14 protein-coding genes and 1 pseudogene are annotated in these 18730 nt (G+C 42.5%); 9 read left to right on the top strand and 6 right to left on the bottom strand.

Translation table 11 applies throughout. The annotated features are described in order from the left end of the window. Positions 1 to 3: 3 nt before the first annotated feature. The 3 genes and pseudogenes from C2869_RS03670 to C2869_RS03665 form a co-directional block, all read right to left on the bottom strand. Positions 4 to 2088 (bottom strand): DUF1553 domain-containing protein, encoded by a 2085-nt coding sequence (locus C2869_RS03670; RefSeq protein WP_408011896.1) that lies wholly within the window; start codon positions 2086 to 2088, stop codon positions 4 to 6. A 102-nt stretch (positions 2089 to 2190) separates the two neighbouring features. Further along, positions 2191 to 2679 (bottom strand): annotated as a pseudogene (locus tag C2869_RS23100) (DUF1549 domain-containing protein); the annotation flags it as partial. Positions 2680 to 2692: 13 nt separating this feature from the next. Then, positions 2693 to 2947: a DUF4160 domain-containing protein gene (locus C2869_RS03665; RefSeq protein ID WP_108601662.1), complete on the bottom strand. Its 255-nt coding sequence runs from the start codon at positions 2945 to 2947 to the stop codon at positions 2693 to 2695. Between the two features lie 185 nt (positions 2948 to 3132). On the opposite strand from C2869_RS03665, the gene C2869_RS03660 reads away from it, so the two are divergent. Beyond that, entirely contained in the window at positions 3133 to 3552 is a 420-nt protein-coding gene (locus tag C2869_RS03660; RefSeq protein WP_108601661.1) for a helix-turn-helix domain-containing protein, read from the top strand. A 111-nt stretch (positions 3553 to 3663) separates the two neighbouring features. Here the strand turns inward: C2869_RS03660 and C2869_RS03655 are convergent, their stop codons facing one another. Beyond that, positions 3664 to 4203, bottom strand: coding sequence for a hypothetical protein (locus tag C2869_RS03655; protein ID WP_159084017.1), 540 nt, complete (start codon positions 4201 to 4203; stop codon positions 3664 to 3666). 398 nt (positions 4204 to 4601) lie between these two features. Here C2869_RS03655 and C2869_RS03650 point away from each other — a divergent pair, with 398 nt between their 5' ends. Next, positions 4602 to 5015: a VOC family protein gene (locus C2869_RS03650; protein WP_108601659.1), complete on the top strand. Its 414-nt coding sequence runs from the start codon at positions 4602 to 4604 to the stop codon at positions 5013 to 5015. A 95-nt stretch (positions 5016 to 5110) separates the two neighbouring features. Here the strand turns inward: C2869_RS03650 and C2869_RS03645 are convergent, their stop codons facing one another. Both C2869_RS03645 and C2869_RS03640 read right to left on the bottom strand, forming a co-directional pair. Beyond that, positions 5111 to 7312, bottom strand: a complete 2202-nt coding sequence (locus C2869_RS03645) for a beta-galactosidase (protein WP_228710756.1) — start codon at positions 7310 to 7312, stop codon at positions 5111 to 5113. A 390-nt stretch (positions 7313 to 7702) separates the two neighbouring features. Beyond that, the gene (locus tag C2869_RS03640) at positions 7703 to 9004 is read right to left on the bottom strand and encodes a helix-turn-helix domain-containing protein (protein WP_159084016.1); all 1302 of its coding nucleotides are present in this window, start codon (positions 9002 to 9004) and stop codon (positions 7703 to 7705) included. Positions 9005 to 9575: 571 nt separating this feature from the next. Between C2869_RS03640 and C2869_RS03635 the strand changes: the two genes are divergently transcribed. The 7 genes from C2869_RS03635 (at position 9576) to C2869_RS03600 (ending at position 18247) form a co-directional block, all read left to right on the top strand. Continuing rightward, complete coding sequence (locus C2869_RS03635; RefSeq protein ID WP_108601657.1) at positions 9576 to 10580, top strand: alcohol dehydrogenase catalytic domain-containing protein; 1005 nt, start codon at positions 9576 to 9578, stop codon at positions 10578 to 10580. Between the two features lie 192 nt (positions 10581 to 10772). After that, positions 10773 to 11885 carry a mandelate racemase/muconate lactonizing enzyme family protein gene (locus tag C2869_RS03630; RefSeq protein ID WP_108601656.1) on the top strand — a complete coding sequence of 371 codons (1113 nt, stop codon included), beginning with the start codon at positions 10773 to 10775 and terminating at the stop codon, positions 11883 to 11885. Between the two features lie 17 nt (positions 11886 to 11902). Continuing rightward, on the top strand, positions 11903 to 12706 hold the full coding sequence (locus C2869_RS03625) for an L-rhamnose mutarotase (RefSeq protein ID WP_228710755.1): 804 nt from the start codon (positions 11903 to 11905) through the stop codon (positions 12704 to 12706). Continuing rightward, complete coding sequence (locus C2869_RS03620; RefSeq protein WP_108601654.1) at positions 12703 to 13467, top strand: SDR family NAD(P)-dependent oxidoreductase; 765 nt, start codon at positions 12703 to 12705, stop codon at positions 13465 to 13467. The genes C2869_RS03625 and C2869_RS03620 overlap by 4 nt, the downstream gene beginning before the upstream one ends. A 124-nt stretch (positions 13468 to 13591) precedes the next feature. Then, positions 13592 to 14371, top strand: a complete 780-nt coding sequence (locus C2869_RS03615) for an SDR family NAD(P)-dependent oxidoreductase (RefSeq protein ID WP_108601653.1) — start codon at positions 13592 to 13594, stop codon at positions 14369 to 14371. 11 nt (positions 14372 to 14382) lie between these two features. Further along, on the top strand, positions 14383 to 16020 hold the full coding sequence (locus C2869_RS03610) for a sodium:solute symporter (protein ID WP_108601652.1): 1638 nt from the start codon (positions 14383 to 14385) through the stop codon (positions 16018 to 16020). Positions 16021 to 16576: 556 nt separating this feature from the next. Continuing rightward, entirely contained in the window at positions 16577 to 18247 is a 1671-nt protein-coding gene (locus tag C2869_RS03600) for an alpha-L-fucosidase (protein ID WP_108604952.1), read from the top strand. The last annotated feature ends 483 nt before the right edge of the window (positions 18248 to 18730 follow it).

Below are 18730 nucleotides of genomic sequence, written 5' to 3'. Positions count from 1 at the left end.
CTCCTAAAGGCGGGTAACCGTTTCATGTAAATTTAAGATAATGCGTGCGACGGATGTCCATGCGGCTAACTGGTTTTGCTCAAGATTTTGTGGATTGGCTTGATTACCTTGGTCAAGTAACGCGCTGGCTTCATGCGGTGTTTGCGTAAAGTAATCAAGGTTAGTTTGGTAGGCTTCAACCAAGGTATTGCGTTCCTGCTGCGATTGGCTAGTGCGAGCTAAGGCAGTTTGTAATGCCCAATCTATTTTGCTTTCGGTTGTACCCGGTTGTTGCATTATATGGCTGGCAAATACACGTGCTGCTTCGACAAAACTCGGATCATTTAACAGGGTTAAGGCTTGCAGTGGCGTATTAGATACCACTCTGTCGGCATGGCCCTCACTACGCGCAGGTGCATCGAATGTTTGCAACATAGGGTGCAGGCGGGTGCGTTGCCAGAAGGTATAAAGACCACGACGATATTGCTGGTTGTCTTGCTCGGTACGCCAATAGCGTTTAGGGAATTCTAAATCCGATAAATAGCCCGCTGGTTGATAGGGGCGCACACTGCTGCCACCGATCTGATTATCCAGCAAACCTGCTATCGCTAAAGCATTGTCACGTAGTATTTCGGCTGGTAAACGCACTTGTGCTTGGCGCGCAAAATAACGGTTTTGCGTATCTTTTTGGCGGGTTTTAGAATCGACAATGGACGACTGACGATAGGTGGCTGATGTCACCATCAAGCGCACCATATGTTTGATATCCCAACCGGATTCGATAAATTCAACCGCTAGCCAGTCAAGTAATTCTGGGTGAGTTGGCCATTCACCTTGCGAGCCAACATCGTCCAACACTTTCGATAACCCAATACCGTAAAACTTTTTCCATAAGCGATTGACTGTCACTCTAGCCGTTAATGGGTTGTCGGCTGATACCAGCCAGTTAGCTAAATCGAGACGGTTAGCGCGGCGATCATTAATATCGAGTTTACCTAAAAACTCTGGAATAGCTGGTGTGACTATTTCACCAGTTTCATCCATCCAGTCACCACGTGGTAATACTCTGGTTTGGCGCGGTTCTTTGCGCGTTTTAGTGATCCAAGTGCGTGGTAATTGCTTACCTAATTTAACGAGCTCAACATCGCCACTGACTACTTTTCGCTCTAGCGCGACAGCGGGTTGGCTGTATAGGTTGTAGTACTTGGTGAGGTATTCGGTTTCTAGCTCTGTATGTTTAGCTTGGTTGGCTAAGGCTAAAATTTCATCCGGTAGCGGCCCTAAATATTGGGCATGGGTCGCTTTGATTTTGGTTGAAGGTAAAATGGCAGCGCCAATATTTTCGACACCATATTGCCAAGTCAGATCGAGCTTGATTTCAACTTTATCACCGGCTTGCCAATTAAGCGGTTTTTCTAAAAACAGTACCATGTCTTTGCCAAGCAAGTTTTTACGGCTGGCAAGGTTATATTCATGGCGATAATTAACTTCTAACCCAGCACGAGGGATCATGTAGTAACCTAAGTCCAAGGATTTAAGCTGGTCGGTTTGCACTTGATACTCGACTTGGCTTTGTTCACTTTTACCGTTTGGTCGAGTGACACTGACAGTTAATTGCTTAATGGCAAATGGCACATTTTTAGCTGCCCAGTTTTTCGTTGGATCTTGCTCTTCGCTTAAAAAATCAAATTGTAGTGCCGAGATTTGATTAGGGAATTTGCCGTTACTCTGAATAACATATTGTTCTGGCTGAGTTGGTTTAATCCAGTCACTTCTTACAATGCTGTTATCTTCTAAGTTGGCGCTGGCATTGGCGGTTTGTAATGAGTCTATATGTACTGGTTGCCATAGGCTTTTGTCGTTGTCTTTCTCGTTACTGATATTTGTAGTGTTGGCTGATGAATTGGCAAATTTACGTAACTTAGTTAGCCATTGCTCAAAGCCAGTTAAAGGTTTAGCTATGGTGATACCGGCTAAGGTATCAAACGCCTGTAAAGAAGGTGTTAGCTTGCCTTCTTCGGTTTTTTTCGCTTGTTGCCAATGACCAAAAGGTTTAATCGAGCGTTGCTTTTTGTCTTGCTCATGCTGAGCTAACAGTGTGCTAAACATATCGCGTTCTTGCTGGTTTCCGACTATCGCGACAGGGAATTTATTAAAAATATTGCTGCCAATACGCGAGCTACCCCAGTAACCTTTTTCGTCGATATCGGCGAAAAACGCGCCTAAGCTGTATATATCTTTGGCGGAATAGGGATCGAACTTATGATCATGACAAACCGCACAACCTGTCGTGCTACCTAGCCAAGTCGTGCCAACGTTAGTGACTCTATCAACCAAGGATTTAACTAAAAACTCTTTGTCTTGCGCGCCGCCTTCTTGGGTTATGTTGATTAGCATATTGTAGGTTGACGCCGTTAAACCGCGATAACCCGTTTCTGGCATCAAGTCACCCGCTAGTTGTTCTTTAGTGAAAGTAGAGAAGGGCATATTGTCGTTAAACGCTTGAATAACGTAGTCACGATATGGCCAAACTTCGCGTTCGTTGTCGCTGTGATAACCCCAAGTATCGGCATAACGCACCACATCTAACCAGTCCATGGCCATGCGCTCGCCATAATGTTTCGAACTAAGTAAACGCTCTACCAAGTTTTCATAGGCATTGGCACTTTGGTCATTAATAAATTCATCAACCATTTGTTTGCTTGGTGGTAGCCTATTTTAAAGGATCAATTTTAAATACAGATTCACCATTAATGGCAAGTTCCCAATCAGCCATCAATTCATCTTTATGAATCTCAATCCAAGCATCAACTAATTTTTGTTTAGAAGTCGGTAATTTGCCTTGCAAAATATTGCCTTCAGGTATTTCTATAATTGCAGCGTGATCTTGGTAATGCACATGAATATGAGGCACGTTGTGTTGCTGATTATCAAAATAGTACATGCGAATAATTATTCCGTAGAACATTGAAATAGAACTCTAGGGTTAGGTCTTTCATATTAATTTTATATAAAAATCAATGGCTTAAATCCTGTCTAAAGTAAAAGAGCCAACTGTTGAATCTTGAATTTAGGCTTTTATTTATTGTAAAAGGAGGTTAATGCAAATATAAAGACCCTATTGCTTTTTATTCGACTTAATGAGTGATTTTTATGGCTACCAACTATAAGTTCGAAAGACTAAACGCTAGTAGAGATTATATTGCGGATAATTTTCAAGCATCGCTCAAGTTATCCGGCATCGCTAAGAATTCATATATGTCGCAGTATCATTTCTTACGTGTTTTCAAAGATACCTATGGTGAAACACCTAACGAATTCTTGATTCGGCTAAGAGTTGCAGAAGCTAAGAAAATGCTGATAACCGAAAATTTTAGTGTTTCAGAAGTATGCGAAAAAGTCGGTTACACAAGCCTAGGTAGTTTTTCTTCATTGTTTCTAAAACAAGTGGGTATGGTGCCGACTTTATATCGTCGTAAACTTTGGGCTATGTCAGCTGAGCCGTTCCGTTTTCCCGCACAAGTGATCCCAGCCTGTTTCGCCTACCGTTTTTTGGGTAAATTGCCTAAGTGAGCAATATCATTTTTGCATTTCTATCTGGTGCCTGCTCGGACACCAGATTAGCTTTTGGTTTTTAGACGTTTTCAACACAATAGTGAGGTTTGCTACCTCACAAAGACTTTGTTACTGCAAAGTATATTCAATTTGAAAATTAACATATAAATTTTCTTGCGAACGTAAAACCGGGTACATTTTCTCTACGTCAAAATAATATGATTTTTCAAATAAACGCGGTACAGGTTGTCCTTTGCTATTCAACTTAATGGCTCCAGTTATGCTGTAGTCAAACGAATACTCCATTTTGTATGAATTCGACGTTAATCCATCTGAACTTTCAAAGCTGTTTTTAAAATCATAGACACCAGTCTGCCCCGAATCAGGATCCAAAACATAATTAACGGAATTAGTGCAGCTAGGATCTGAATAAAATAGCCTTGTTGCTTTGAAGGTTGTATCCGTATATTCCAATGTTTCTCTAACGTACAAATCGATATCAACCACTTTGGGCTCTGTAGGATCTTTAAATTGCTGTTCAGGTGTAAGAAAACAATTCGAAGTCCATTTTCCTACTAGGTTCTTATATTGTTCCGAGTAATCGTTAGATGTATCTTTGCCACCAGAGCCTCCGCAGCTAGCTAGAGAGAGTAGAAGTGAGCAAATCATGGTATTTTTCAAGTTAAGCTCCATTTAAACATTATTTTGCTGCAGCAAACGCAGCGTTTAATCATTTTTCAATGGAGTTTACTCTTTATATCCCTTTAAATAAACATTGGAAATCATCAACATATAAGGGCATGTAGGGTCGTTTGGTGTCATCATTCGAATTGGGTTTGCCAGCCATAGTTTTTTGTTTAAGAAAGTATTTTCTGTTTTGGAACGTCTAGAAGATGAATTCTAGCTGTTTAAGTAACATACATTCCATGGCTTCGAAAATAATGAACATCGAGTATTATCAGAAGTACCTATTTTGGGGGTAAATTGCCAAAGTGAGCAATATTGGAGAAATATCACTTTGATTATTGCTATAAGATAACGATGACTTAACAACAGGGAATATTTAAATGATCACGTCCATAGCGCATTCAACAATATACGTACTTAATCAAGACGAAGCACTTGATTTTTATAAGAACAAACTCGGTTTTGAAGTCGGTGATGATATGAAAGTGGAAGGTGGTTTCCGATGGCTAACTGTGTATCCGAAATCTCAATCACAACTTCAGCTGGTTTTAGCAGAGCCAAAAGAAGGACCTATGTTTACCAAAGACTCAGCTGAAAAAATACGAAGTCTGATAAAGGAAGGCGCGTTTGGTGCGGGCGTTTTCAAAACTAAAGATTGTCAAAAAACGTACGAAGAGCTTGTGGCTAAAGGCGTTGAGTTTATCCAACCACCGACAGAACAGCTATATGGCGTTGAAGCTATGGGCTTAGATAATTCCGGCAACTGGTTTAGTTTAGTGCAAACTGAAAAGTAATATAGCAAGTAGGGTGGCCGGAGACGAACGACTCCCACCATTTAAATGTCGCGACCCGCGGCGCTTAGGAGCAATCCATTGCTCCTAAATCCCTTCTAATTAGAGCGCGTATGCGCGTCTTCATCCACTTGCACAGTATCTTTTTTCACTGGCATTTTCGGTTGAACTATCTGGTTATTTTCGGCTGCTGAGCTGCGGAAGTTATACATGCGATAACCGATTTCTCGAATGCTTTTAACCAGCTCCGGGAAAGGTTTATCGGCTAAGTCGACAATACCCACATTGTAGTTTTCACCATCGCCTCGGCCAGTAGGGGGCTGCTCGCCGTATTGGAACCAATGAGTACCAACGATATAGGGATTTAATAGCGCACTCTCAACGTAATCCGTATACAACTCCGCTCGATGCGATTGGCTAGTTGCTTCAACTACACCTAGGTGTAATGCGCCGCGATCAAGCGATCCAAAGTGGAATTCGCCAATAATAATCGGCTTATCTACACCTTTAGGTAAACCCACATTGGTCACATGGTATTGGTACTTGTTCATGCTGATAACATCGGTATATTTAGCGGCGGTGCGAATTACGGTATCGCTATTTGCCCAAGCAAGGCGGCAGCCTAAATATAAGCCATTTGGAGCGACGGCTTTTAACTCATCACGCACAGTAGCGAAGTAGGTTTCGACTATCTTTTTGTAAAAACGGCTAATGTCTTGCCAAGCTTTTGCTCTATTGGGTGGGGTTGTCGATTGCAATAATGCGTTCCAAGAGCTGTGCTTAGTACCCCATACTTTGTTTAATTTGCTAATGGTTTTGTATTTGGCTTTTAAATCTTTCACAAACTCTTTTTTAGCTGGCTGACTGGCTGGGCTTTCTAACGTTGCAATCGCTAAAGAACCTTCAGCACCCCATGACAATTCGTTCTCGACAAAGAAACCTAATACCCAAGGATCATCGATTGCGTGATCGCGGTTTGCTAAAGCTCGCTTTAATTGGCGACGAAAGCTAGGATCGAACACATCGTGGAATTGTCCCCAATAACCTTTAGAGGCTTCGATTTTTTTGGTGCCCCAAACCCAAACCGTTTCTGTGTAAGGTGTTTTACCCTGTTTGCTTAGCTCTCGGTTAGACGCGACACCTAAGGTGTTCATGCCCCAACTGCGAATGCGCGCATGGGTGACGCGGTCAAATTCTTGTTTCCAGTTGTCACCAAACTTTTGATAAAGGTTAGAAGCGGTAAAGTTATAGGTTTCGCGTTCAGCTAAGGTTTTATAGTAACCATGTGAAGCGCGACCAGCTTTGCCATAAAAAGCACCAAAGGCAGAGTCTTTTTCGGGTAACCATTCAAAGTAGCTTTCGCGGTCGGTTGTGCCAGTGATCGCGGTACCGGGGAATACTACACCAACACCATGTGACCAGAACAAGCGTCCTAGCGGATCGACTAACCACCAAACATCATTGTATTTCTCAGTTCTAAAATACCCTGTCGCTTTAAGCTGTGGGCCGTTTTGCCAGCCGCCGTATTTATTAAAGTGTTTTGGTCCAGGCTGCGCGGCTAATTCACGATCTTCATCAATCGCTTGTTGGCGTAAATCATCAACCGATAAGGTTTTACCCGGCCAATGTGCGTGCTTGTATTGACCAAAACGATCCACAAACGGCAAGAAACCTTCTGGGTCTACCCAGCGTACAGGGTTAGTAGCGCGGATATTATCAATTAATAGTTTATGATTGTTGTCAGGATAGTTAATGGTGACTTTAACCTGATTAATCGCACTTAAATCTGATTTTGCTTGGCCGGGTGCGGCGCGCATGGCGACTAACTCAAGCGGCTTTGAGAAACGCCAAGGTGAGGTAATAATATCGTCGGCTACGGTTTTGGTTTGACCCGGCGCTAAATCAAAGCGGATCTCCATTTGCCATGCTTCCATACCATCTGCAGGATCGCCAACTTTAAAGATGATGCGAGCAGGGTGCTCACCAGCGTTAGTGATATCCATTTTTACATGGTAGTAGGCGTTTAAGTCCCAACTGCCTTTTGGTCTTTTAATCGTGACACCCGGTGCGCCCGATTTCATACCTGTTTCCAACAATAGCTGTTGCGAACCGTGCTTGTTGACCAAGCTAACTTTGGCATCGTTAGTGATGGCTGAGCCCAACTCAAAGCCTTTTTCAAAATCGAACAGCATTAGGCTATCTGGCACTTTTTGTTGATCTGCTTGCCCAGCAAACGCATTTACCGTTGTAAGTAAGCATGCGAGACAGCTACTTACCAACATTTGGATGGCATGTTTCATTGTTAAACCTTTAACATTCTAAATTAAGACTGGCGGATTATTAGGTATCTTAAGTTAATTTGTTGTTAACAAATAACATTGATATGTCGTCTAGTTGTTTCGGTTTGTGGTTTTTATATAAATGGTAGATTTATATAAAAAATATTTGGTGGTTTGTTGGTGTTAGGGATTTTTAAAAAAGAAATGAACAATTCGATTTTTCAGCTCGGCAAGCAGAAATGACTAACTATGTGATGTTTATACAAATATTTCGATTATATAAACAACTTCAGGCTGAGCTCGTCGAAGTCTTCTTACTTTTTAACTTACCGACACTTCGACTGCTTCGCGCTCAGTGTGAAAGCGCTCTTCAGCCCATTTTCTTCTGGCTCTAGTATAAGATGGCTCTATCTAAGTCGAAACCAAAGACTGTTGATATTCGGTCGGACTTTGCCCAGTTAGCTTTTTAAATACGGTACTAAAGTAATTGGCATCGTTAAAACCAACGGAAAAGGCGGTGTCGGTAACTGATAGCGACTGCAGTAGAATTTTTGCTTGCTCAATACGATAGTCAGATAAGTACTGATTGATAGTTTGATTGGTTTGTTTTTTAAAGATACGGCGAATGTAGGATTCACTCATGCCCAGCTGTTTTGATAGCTCGCTAAAATCAAACTGCCCACTAAATTGCTCATGAATATAGCGAGTGACTTGCTCGACAACTTGTTCACTGCGTTTAGTTGGGATATCTGAAATAGTCGCGGACAGCTCAATAACTTCACAAGTAGCAAGCTGGCGAACGGCGGCAATATCCTGACTTTGGCTAATGGCATTAATCTTTTGCTCGTTACGATCTAGCAAGGCTTTTTTATCACCACCCGCGTCGATCGTGCTATCTGTTAATAGGCTAAGTATTTCTCTAACTTTAAGTTTGTAGTGATCCAAATCGCCTTGAGATTGCAGTTCGATGTTTTCTAACATCTGGCGTAATTCAGGTTGAATATTTTTATTGCCGGAACGCAGTAGCAGGTTTAACTCTTCGGTTAGCAGAAAGGTTTTACCTTTCATCTCTGTAATGTCGAGATAGACCGCATAACTCCAACATGCCGCCAGTAATGCAGCGCCGATACCGTAGATCCAGTAAAAGCGAAATAGGAACATGCTCATTAAAAAGAAAAAGCCAAAGCACAAAGCGCCTGTTAAAAACGCCAGTGTGATCTTATTTCTCTCATCCATCAGTTGTTTGTATAGCAGGTACAAACAAGGTAATAGCAACATCACGCAAATACCCACTGTCGAGGTATAGCGGTGGGTATGGGTACTTAGTTCAAAAGGTAAAAAATTAGCTATTTGTTTTGAAAAATAAACACCATGGTGGGCAACATCGTGTGACATTGAATAAAACAAAGAAATAAACGAACCGGCACCGAACAGAATTACCCAAGTCAGCCGATCTACTTGTATCTTGCTTTGCAGGAAAAGTGCGGCTATTAATGTGGGAAAACCTATCGAAAACAGCAAACTTATTCGGAAATACAATAAGAATAGCTTGGTAGTGTCTTGAGCAAACTCTTGCACCGAGCGACAAAGTAAAAAGGTAATAAAAACGACTAAAAAACAACTGAATAAATTACGGCCTTTGAGCACCCCACGATAAATCACCACAAAGTATAACAACACCATTAACAGTAATTGCGACGAGATGATCGGCATTAAAAAATACTGAAAGGTGATGTTGTTAAGCTCTAAATACATGCTCTGTTGGGATATAAGAATGCGATACCGATAGTATAGTTTGCCTTAAACAATAATAAATTTCCTTTAAAATATGAAAGTGCATCTTTAAATTTATGAACAAAAAAGGTGTATTTTATCGCGTTGCGCGTTACATGGATTGTAAGTACGTAGGATTTGTTTGAAACTTGAGTTCAGCCTCTATAACCCTAGCGCTGTGACTCTATGCTAGGAATTTATTTGTTAATCGTTTGATTTTTTTTAATTGTATTTATTACCACTAATAAGTCGAGAGTAAGTCGAGGTTATTTAAATTAATGTCATTTTTGTGATTGAAAACTGGGTTTATAGAACTTTTTTGTTGCAATTTACTAGCTGAGCTAGTGACTTTAACTCCCTATTTTATTGGCCTGCAGCTCAATTTTGGCTATTTTTTATAATATTTACCATAAATTCAATAGTGCAAGATGTAAGTTTTACCTCCTGTTAACATTAGCCGCAATTGTTGAAGAGCTCTATTTAAATTTGAAATAGATAAGTTGCGCTAATAATGAAAAGTTTAAACCTTATTGAGCCGGGTAAATTTAGTTTTCAAGAGGTTGCTATGCCGCAAGCTTTAGCTGGGGAAACCTTAGTTAAAGTTTTAAGTTGTGGTGTGTGTGGCTCCGACATTCATGCTATGTCTGGCAAGCAACCTTTCTTTTCTTATCCTCGCCGTTTAGGTCATGAGCTGTGTGTTGAAGTGGTCAGCCCAGCTGAAGGCAGTGAACTCACAGCGGGCGACCGTTGTGTCGTCGAACCTTATTATTTCTGTGGCGAATGTTTTGCTTGTCGCACTGGCAAAACAAATTGCTGCTCTAACCTGCAAGTATTAGGCATTCACTTTGATGGTGGTCATACGCCATTTATGACTGTGCCGACGCAATATTTACATAAAGCTAATCAATTAACTCCTGAGCAAGCCGCGCTAGTCGAACCTTTAGCTATTGGTGCGCATGCCGTGTCACGCGCTGAAATTAGCGAGGGTGATCCTGTGGTGATTTTAGGCATGGGCACTATTGGTTTAGCGGCCGCATTATTTGCTAAAGCCGCGGGCGCTAATTTGCTTGTGGTTGATGTTGATGACAATCGCTTACAGTTTGCCGAACACACACTGCAATTAGGTAAAGCCTACAAAGTGGGCGCGACATTACAAGACGATATTTATCAGCATTTTGGCCAATTGCCAGAGCGTATTATCGATGCAACGGGTAACGAACATTCAATGAATGCTTGTTTTGATTTAGTGGAAGTGGGTGGGCATGTCGTTTTTGTTGGTTTGCATTTAGGGCAAGTCAAAATCGACGTTGAAAATTTTGTTAATAAAGGCATTACCTTGGCGGCAAGTCGCGCCGCTATTTCAGACGATTTTAAACAGGTTATCGACGCGATTTCATCTGGGGCTATTGATCCCACACCTATGATCAGCCAAACCTTGCAGTTTGATCAGCTAGATACTCAACTACTAGAGTTAATTGGCCAGCCAGGGTTAATCAAAGCATTAATTGAGTATTAGTTTGAGAACTGAGGGTTGGTTCCATACAGCACTGTACTTTCACCCTGAGCGCGGAGCAGTCGAAGGGTTTCAGTATGTTAGATAGACACGACCCTTCGACTTCGCTCAGGGTGAATGTGTTTGATTATGATTGGGGATTAAGTCGAACCTTGACCTACGAAAGAGAAAAGAATTTAAACATTAGGGTAAACCATGAGAATTACTAAATTAGAACCCATTATTTTACATGCACCGGTTACGCGCGGTGGCATTAAAGACAGTACTCATTCCATTACCCATTGGGGAGCACCGGGTGTGGCCATTCATACTGATACTGGTCATGTTGGTTATGGCTTTTCAGGCACACACGCACACTTGCCTACTGACAAGCTAATCGTTGAATGTATTACAGATAGTTTTGGCCCTTTGTTAATCGGTGAAGATGCATTAGCCACTCGCGCTTTATGGCACAAAATGTATAAGTCGAGCGAGATCTATTGGGTTGGCCGCTCAGGCATTACTCATCTAGCTTTAGGGGCGATTGACATTGCGCTATGGGATTTAAAATGTAAAGCGTTAGATATGCCGCTTTGGCATCTATTAGGCGCATCAGGCAAAGAGAAACTTGAAGCCTATAACACTGATGGTGGTTGGTTAAATTGGTCGAAACAAGATTTAGTTTCAGACTGCAAACGTATGGTGGAAGAGCAAGGTTACCGCGCGGTTAAAATTAAGGTTGGTGGTGATTCCGGCACTGAAGATTTGCGTCGCATCGAAGCGGTTCGGCATGCATTAGGTGATGAAGTCCGTATTATGACAGATGCTAATGGCCGTTGGTCGTTGCCCGATGCTATTCGTTTAGGTAACCAGCTTGCCCAATTCGATATTAGCTGGATCGAGGAACCAATGGGCTTTGACGATGTTAAAGGTCATCAACGTTTAGCCAATGCCATGTCAACGCCAATCGCGCTTGGCGAGCAACTATACTTAACGCAGCAATTCCGCGACTTTGTTCAAGCGGGTGCGGTGGACTATGTGCAACCCGATATTGTGCGCTTGGCGGGTATTACCGAGTGGTGGACTGTAGCTGAGCTGGCCCATGCTAATAACTTACCTGTTGTGCCACACGTTGGCGATATGGGACAAGTGCATCAACACTTATGTATGGCACATCCTGCGTGTAATTTATTGGAATATATTCCTTGGTTAAGCAATTGGATGAAACACCCAGCCCAAGTGAAAGACGGTTACTATGTCGCTTCGCAAGCGGCGGGTGCAGGTATGGAACCAACCGCCGAAGCGTTAGCAACCATAAATAAAATTTAATTTTAGATAAGACTAGCATGATGAAAAAACTGCTGATACTCACCTTTTTAGTTTTGCTTGGCGCACAAGCGTTGGCTTTTTCGCCTTATGAAAACCGTATGCGCTTTGAAGATCGCCAGCGCATAGGTTTGATTGCATTTGTTAAGCCCAGCCAAACGCAAAAACTGCAAAGCTTGGTAAGCAAGGTTAGCCAACACGATGCCAAGTTAAGCCAGCAAGGCATATTTAATTTATCCATGTATGTGCGCGAAGTGAATAATCGAGCTGTGGTTTTTGCCTATTTCGAAAGTTTAGACAAGTCAATCCAAGGAAAGGAGGCGTTATTGGCAAATGCTAGCCCTGAGTTGGCCAATTTAACTAAATATTTAACACCACATAAACGCGCTGCCAAAGGGCAAGTTTGGTTGCGCATGGAATGGATGAATTTAATTGCCAGTACAGAAGTGTTTCCGCACACCCAACCCAATGTACAAAAAATGGGCTTAATGAGCGGCCTTAAACCTGAATTGGAATTGCAATATCGCCAACTACATCAAGCGAACTGGCCTGGTGTTGTCGATGGCATGGTTAACTCAAATTACCGTAACTGGACAACGTTTTTGATTGAACTAGAAGGCGAGCTCTATTTGTTCACTTACACAGAATACATCGGCGAAAATATCAAAAAAGATAACGCCAAAATGGCCAAAGACCCAACAACTCAAAGATGGTGGCAACACACGGAACAGTGCCTAATTAACCTGCATGGTGAAGGTAACTGGTCGCAAATGACACAAATAACGACACCAATAACGACATCAGGGCTAGAGGGTAAAAAATGAGGTTAAAGGATAAGGTTATTTTCTTAACCGGTGGCGCTGATGGTATTGGTTGGGAATGCGCCAAAGCTTATGCCAATGAAGGGGCAAAGCTTGTCATTTGCGGCTTAGACGCCCAGTACGCCCAGCAAAAAGCCAACCAGCTAGCGGGAACGCACTATGGTATTCGTTGTGATGTGTCAAATGACAGTGAAGTTAAAGCGGCTATTACTTTTGTTTTAGAAGCGTTCGGACGTTTAGATGTTATTCATAATAATGCCGGTGTAGGTGCGCCAACTAAACCCATTCATGAAACGACAATGGATGAGTGGGATAAGGTATTTAATACCAATATTAAAAGTGTGTTTTTAACCACCCGCCATGGCTTAGAGGCGTTAAAAGCAACTAAGGGCTGCATTCTTAATACGTCGAGCATGGCAGGGGTTTTAGGTCAAGCTAATCATGCCGCTTATACAGCAACCAAAGGCGGCATGAACGCCTTGACTAAATCCATGGCTTTGGATTACGCCGAAATAGGTGTTCGCGTTAATGCTATATGCCCAGCGGGTGTATGGACACCCATGTTAAGAGAGTGGGTTAGTGAACAAGCAGAGCCGCAAGCCATGGAAGACTATTTAAATGATATTCATGCTTTGGGTTATTGCCCTGAAGGTGATGTGATCGCCTCTTCAGCAGTTTATTTATTGTCCAACGATGCGCGTTTTGTGACAGGCCACATTTTGCATGTATCGGGTGGTGCGGAGCTTGGTTATAGACGGGTATAGTCTTCTCGCTCAGGCTAATTGGTTTGAATCAGCGTAGGTTGGTGCTGAGCTTGCGAAGCCCAACATTACCTAGGTTTGTTGGGCTTCATTCTTCAGCCCAACCTACAAATGTAAGACTAGAAAAATGATTAATATTTCAGACAAACATTCATTAACGGGTGAAGTCGCCCTTGTAACTGGCGGTGGTAGTGGTATCGGTTTCGCGATTGCTAAAGCTCTAATCGAAGCCGGCTGTAAAGTCTGTATTACTGGCCGCCGCGCTAACATGCTTGAATCGGCAATTAGTGAGCTGGGTAAGACTGGTGAAAACGTAACGTTTTACGCCGGTGACGTCACCCGTGCAGAACATAGAACTGCCATGGTCACTCACACGACAGAACAGTTTGGCCAATCTATTTCGATTTTAGTTAACAACGCAGGGCAAAATATTAAACAGCCCGCGCTTGATGTCAGTGCTGAAGATTTTGATGCCGTTTTAGATACGCATGTTAAAGCCGCATTTGCCTTATCACAGCTGGTAGCGCCTAACATGCTCGAGAATCAAAAAGGTAGCATTATCTTTTTAGCGTCGATGGCTTCGTATATGGGTGTACCTAATGTCATCGCTTATACCACTGCTAAGTCAGCGGTTTTAGGTTTAACTCGTGGTTTAGCGGCAGAGTGGTCATCTCAAGGTATACGGGTGAATGCGATAGCGCCTGGTTGGATCCACACGCCAATGACAGACAAAGCTTTCTCGAATGATCCGGCGCGAAAAGAAAAAGTGCTTACCCGTACGCCAATGCAAAAAATGGGTGATCCAGAAGATATTGCTCAGATGGCAGCATACTTATGTTCGCCAGCCGCAAAATTTATAACAGGCCAATGCATACCGGTTGACGGTGGTGCAGCAATTGGTTTTTAACAGGTGAGAGTATGAATATACATTGGCTTGATATAACGATAATCATTGTTTACCTCGTGGGTATTACGGCATTAGGTTGTTATTCTGGGCGAGGTTCGGCTTCTTCCAGTAGCAGTTACTTTTTAGCTGGTCGTTCACTACGTTGGCCTATGATAGGTTTGGCGTTATTCGCAACCAATATATCAACAGTACATTTAATTGGCCTAGCTGCATCGGGTTACGACCAAGGTATGGTTGTCGGTAACTTTGAATGGTTAGCGCCCTTCTTACTTATTCTACTTGGTTTGGTATTTGCGCCATTTTATTTCCGTAGCAAAATTTCGACATTACCTGAATATGTGGAAGGGCGATATGGTCCGGGTGCGCGAACGGTGTTGGCTATTATGGGAGTCATTGGTGCCTTATTTATCCATATTGGCGTTACTCTTTATGCTGGTGCCGTTGTTTTTCAAAGCTTTGTTGATATCGACATCATCTGGTCAATTCTTATCATTTCTGCTCTGACTCTTATATACACAGCGTTAGGTGGTTTAAAAGCGGTGGTGGTAACTGAGGCTGTGCAAACAGTGACCTTGTTATTTGGCTCTGGTGCGGTTGCGATCTTTGCTTTTATGGCATTAGGCGACAGCGGTATTACCTCGTTAAGTGAGCTAAAAGAAGCGGTTAAACCAGATCAGCTAAGTATGGTGCGTACCGAAGGAGAATATAGCTGGTATGCCATGGCGTTGGGCTATCCCATTTTAGGTATTTGGTACTGGTGTAGCGACCAAACCATTGTGCAGCGTGTATTAGGTGCCGAAACCGAGAGAGACGCCCAGTTAGGTCCTATTTTTGCTGGCTTTATTAAAATTTTGCCTGTGCTATTTATGGTACTGCCGGGTGTTATTGCTTACGTGTTATTTAAAGAACAAATTGCTGATAACAAAGACGCAACCTTGGTCATCATGATCCAAGAATTATTACCGATTGGCCTACAGGGTATTGTGGTTGCTGGGCTTTTAGCGGCGTTAATGAGTACCGTGGCTGGCGGCTTAAACTCAACCGCGACATTGGTGAGTATCGACATTATTAAACGTGTGCGCCCTGATACTGAAGATAAAAAGCTAGTTTTCTATGGTCGGGTTACGGTTGCAATCGTTCTTCTGCTTGCCATCTCGTGGTCAACACAAGGCGAAAAATTTGGTGGTATTTTTGAAGGAATCAATCAAATGATTGCCGTATTAGCACCACCTATTAGTGCGGTATTTATTTGGGGTATTTTCTGGGCGCGCGGTACAGCAACAGCTGCCCTTTGGACTCTGATTGGTGGCTTTGCCTGCGGTATTTTAGTTTTCTGTTTAGACTTCCCTGCGGTATCTGGACTATTTATGGGCTATGACGCCAATGGCGATGCGATCCGTTTCTTTACTGACCATATGGGTATTCCATTTATGCTCCAAGCTTGGTGGTTATTCGTTATCAGCAGTGCGATTTTAGTTGTGGTTAGCTATTTAACCCCAGAGCCTGATCGCGAAATTGTTGCCCGTTACTGTTGGAAGAGTCCAATGATGGTGCTAACCGAAAAACCAATATCAGGTGTAACTGACCCACGCATTATGTCCTTAGCCTTGGTTGTCGTCATGGTGATTTGTTACGCATTCTTTTTGTAGGCAGGGGTTATCCCTGCGAATGTTGGCTTAGATAGATGCGCTGTGTCAGTCGGTATAAAACCGACCCTACAAGGGTTTAATAAAAGGGCAGGGTTTATCCCTGCGAATGTGGGCTCGGATAGATGCGCTGTGTTAGTTGGTATGAAACCGACCCTATAAGGTATTCATGTAGGGCAGGGTTTATCCCTGCGAATGCGGACTCGGATAGATGCGCTGTTTTAGTCGGTATAAAACCGACCCTACAAGGGTTTAATAAAAGGGCAGGGTTTATCCCTGCGAATGTTGGCTTAGATAGATGCGCTGTGTCAGTCGGTATAAAACCGACCCTACAAGGGTTTAATAAAAGGGCAGGGTTTATCCCTGCGAATGTGGGCTCGGATAGATGCGCTGTGTTAGTTGGTATAAAACCGACCCTACAAGGTATGCATGTAGGGCAGGATTTATTTCTGCGAATGTAGGCTTGGATAGATACGCAGTGTTAGTCGGTATAAAACCGAGCCTAGTGCGCCCAACAGGGTTTAATAAAAATATTAATAGAAAAAATTTAGAGATAACGATGAAAGTACTAAATAAACAACCTAGTTTAAAAAGCGTGAGCACAAGCTTAACAACACTTGCTTTGGTTATCGGCTTAACTGCTTGTAATGCTGACAAAGCGTCTAACGCCACAACAGGCGTTGCTACAAAACAAGCGGCTGATGTTACAACAACTGAGCAAAAAGGGGACTTTTATAAGGAAGATTGGGATTCATTAGCTGAAGTTAACCATATCCCAGAATGGTTTCAAGACGCCAAATTAGGCCTTTATACTCACTGGGGGCCAACGGCTACTGCTAATATTGGCTTAAAATGGCCAGCGGGCTGGTATGGCTTAAACATGTATATGGATCAAAGCTACGACTGGAAAACCGGTGAACCCATTTTAGATAAAAACGGTCAGCCGAAAACTCACTATGTGTTTGAACAACATGTAAAAAACCATGGCCATCCATCGCAATTTGGTTACAAAGACATCATCAAAAAATTTAATCCAAACAAGTTTGATGCCGCTGAATGGGCAGAGCTCTTTAAACGTTCAGGCGCTAAGTTTGCCGGTCCTGTCGCTATTCATCATGATAACTTTGCGATGTGGGACAGCGAAGTGACACGTTGGAACGTAAAAGACTTTACTGGTATTGATGTCACGGGAGAGTTAAAGCGCGAAATTGAAGCACGAGATATGAAGTTTATTACGTCATTCCACCATGCGTTCACGTGGGTTTACTACGCAAATGCATATAAATTTGATGCAACGCAAGAGACTTCAGATCTATACACGGATCAGCATGAATTAACAGACTTTAAACCAACTAAACGTTTTCACGATAACTGGTTTGCCATTTTAAAAGAAGTTATCGATAAGTATCAGCCGGATGTTATTTGGTTTGACTGGTGGGTTGAGGAGTTAGACGAAGAATACCGTAAGAAATTCGTCGCTTACTATTATAATCAAGCCAAGAAATGGGGCAAAGATGTGGTTATCAACTATAAAAATACCTCATTCCCGTCATCGGTTGGCGTATTAGATTACGAGCGTGGCCGCCCGAATAAGCAAAAAGATGAGTTCTGGATGACTGACACATCACCTGGTGCTTGGTATTACTATGAAAATGCTAAGTTTGTTGAACCAAATGAAATCGTCGACATTATCATCGATATCGTATCTAAAAACGGTTTAATGTTACTTAACGTGCCACCAAATCCAGATGGTTCGATCCCAGTAGAAATGCAGGAATTAATGATCAACATGGGTGATTGGTTAGCCGTGAATGGTGAAGGTATTTACGGTACTCGCCCTTGGACAGTGTTCGGTGAAGGGCCAACGCGTATTCGCCGTGGCGGTCATAAAATCGAGAAGCAAAGAATTAAATACACAGATAAAGATATTCGTTTTACCAAAAAAGGTGACGACACGGTTTATGCATTTGTTATGGATGTGCCGAAAAACGATATCGTGATCCAAACGCTAAATACTAACCTTGCGGTATTATCTTCAAGCATTCGTAGTATCGAATTGCTAGGCAGTAACGAGCCAGTTAAATGGCAGCGCACGGTTAACGGCTTAGAGATTGAAAAGCCAAATGACATACCCAATCAGTTGGCACTTACTTACAAGATTAACCTTTACGATGAAGCCGAAATTGGTATTGGCGGTGAAGATCCCGGTGCCGCAATCGACGGTGAGTAATTATCTCTCCTAACGTAAGGTGCCGTGAGTTTGACGAACCGCACCGAAAATGTAGGGCAGGATTTATTCCTGCCAATTTAGGATTTGATAGATACGCTGTGTTAGTCGGTATAAAACCGACCCTGCAAGGTATTTTTGTAGGGCGGGGTTTATCCCTGTGAATGTTGGCTTGGGTAGATACGCAGTGTTAGTCGGTATAAAACCGACCCACCAAGGTATTTTTGTAGGGCAGGGTTTATCCCTGCAAGTGCAGGGTTGGATAGATACGCAGTGTTAGTCGGTATAAAACCGACCCTACAAGGTCTTCATGTAGGGCAGAATTTATTCCTGCGAATGTTGGCTTGGATAGATACGCAGTGTAAGCCGGTATAAAACTGACCCTGCAAGGTATTTTTATCGCGGTTTATCTGATTTTAAAGAATTGTAAATAACGTAGATTGTTGACAATCTTGAGTGTAAGTTTTGTTTGTATAAACATGCAAT

It is taken from the genome of Saccharobesus litoralis, from assembly GCF_003063625.1.
Lineage (GTDB): Bacteria > Pseudomonadota > Gammaproteobacteria > Enterobacterales > Alteromonadaceae > Saccharobesus > Saccharobesus litoralis.
The sequence above is the reverse complement of the archived record's forward strand: the minus strand, read 5'-3'. Positions and strand labels throughout refer to the sequence as shown.

Bases quoted from the DNA above. Each gene is read 5' to 3' on its own strand.
- C2869_RS03660 (WP_108601661.1), top strand. From the start codon at position 3,133: ATGGCTACCAACTATAAGTTCGAAAGACTAAACGCTAGTAGAGATTAT.
- C2869_RS03645 (WP_228710756.1), bottom strand. From the start codon at position 7,312: ATGAAACATGCCATCCAAATGTTGGTAAGTAGCTGTCTCGCATGCTTA.
- C2869_RS03655 (WP_159084017.1), bottom strand. From the start codon at position 4,203: ATGATTTGCTCACTTCTACTCTCTCTAGCTAGCTGCGGAGGCTCTGGT.
- C2869_RS03630 (WP_108601656.1), top strand. From the start codon at position 10,773: ATGAGAATTACTAAATTAGAACCCATTATTTTACATGCACCGGTTACG.
- C2869_RS03625 (WP_228710755.1), top strand. From the start codon at position 11,903: ATGATGAAAAAACTGCTGATACTCACCTTTTTAGTTTTGCTTGGCGCA.
- C2869_RS03635 (WP_108601657.1), top strand. From the start codon at position 9,576: ATGAAAAGTTTAAACCTTATTGAGCCGGGTAAATTTAGTTTTCAAGAG.
- C2869_RS03640 (WP_159084016.1), bottom strand. From the start codon at position 9,004: ATGCCGATCATCTCGTCGCAATTACTGTTAATGGTGTTGTTATACTTT.
- C2869_RS03615 (WP_108601653.1), top strand. From the start codon at position 13,592: ATGATTAATATTTCAGACAAACATTCATTAACGGGTGAAGTCGCCCTT.
- C2869_RS03600 (WP_108604952.1), top strand. From the start codon at position 16,577: ATGAAAGTACTAAATAAACAACCTAGTTTAAAAAGCGTGAGCACAAGC.
- C2869_RS03670 (WP_408011896.1), bottom strand. From the start codon at position 2,088: ATGTTTAGCACACTGTTAGCTCAGCATGAGCAAGACAAAAAGCAACGC.
- C2869_RS03610 (WP_108601652.1), top strand. From the start codon at position 14,383: ATGAATATACATTGGCTTGATATAACGATAATCATTGTTTACCTCGTG.
- C2869_RS03620 (WP_108601654.1), top strand. From the start codon at position 12,703: ATGAGGTTAAAGGATAAGGTTATTTTCTTAACCGGTGGCGCTGATGGT.
- C2869_RS03650 (WP_108601659.1), top strand. From the start codon at position 4,602: ATGATCACGTCCATAGCGCATTCAACAATATACGTACTTAATCAAGAC.
- C2869_RS03665 (WP_108601662.1), bottom strand. From the start codon at position 2,947: ATGTTCTACGGAATAATTATTCGCATGTACTATTTTGATAATCAGCAA.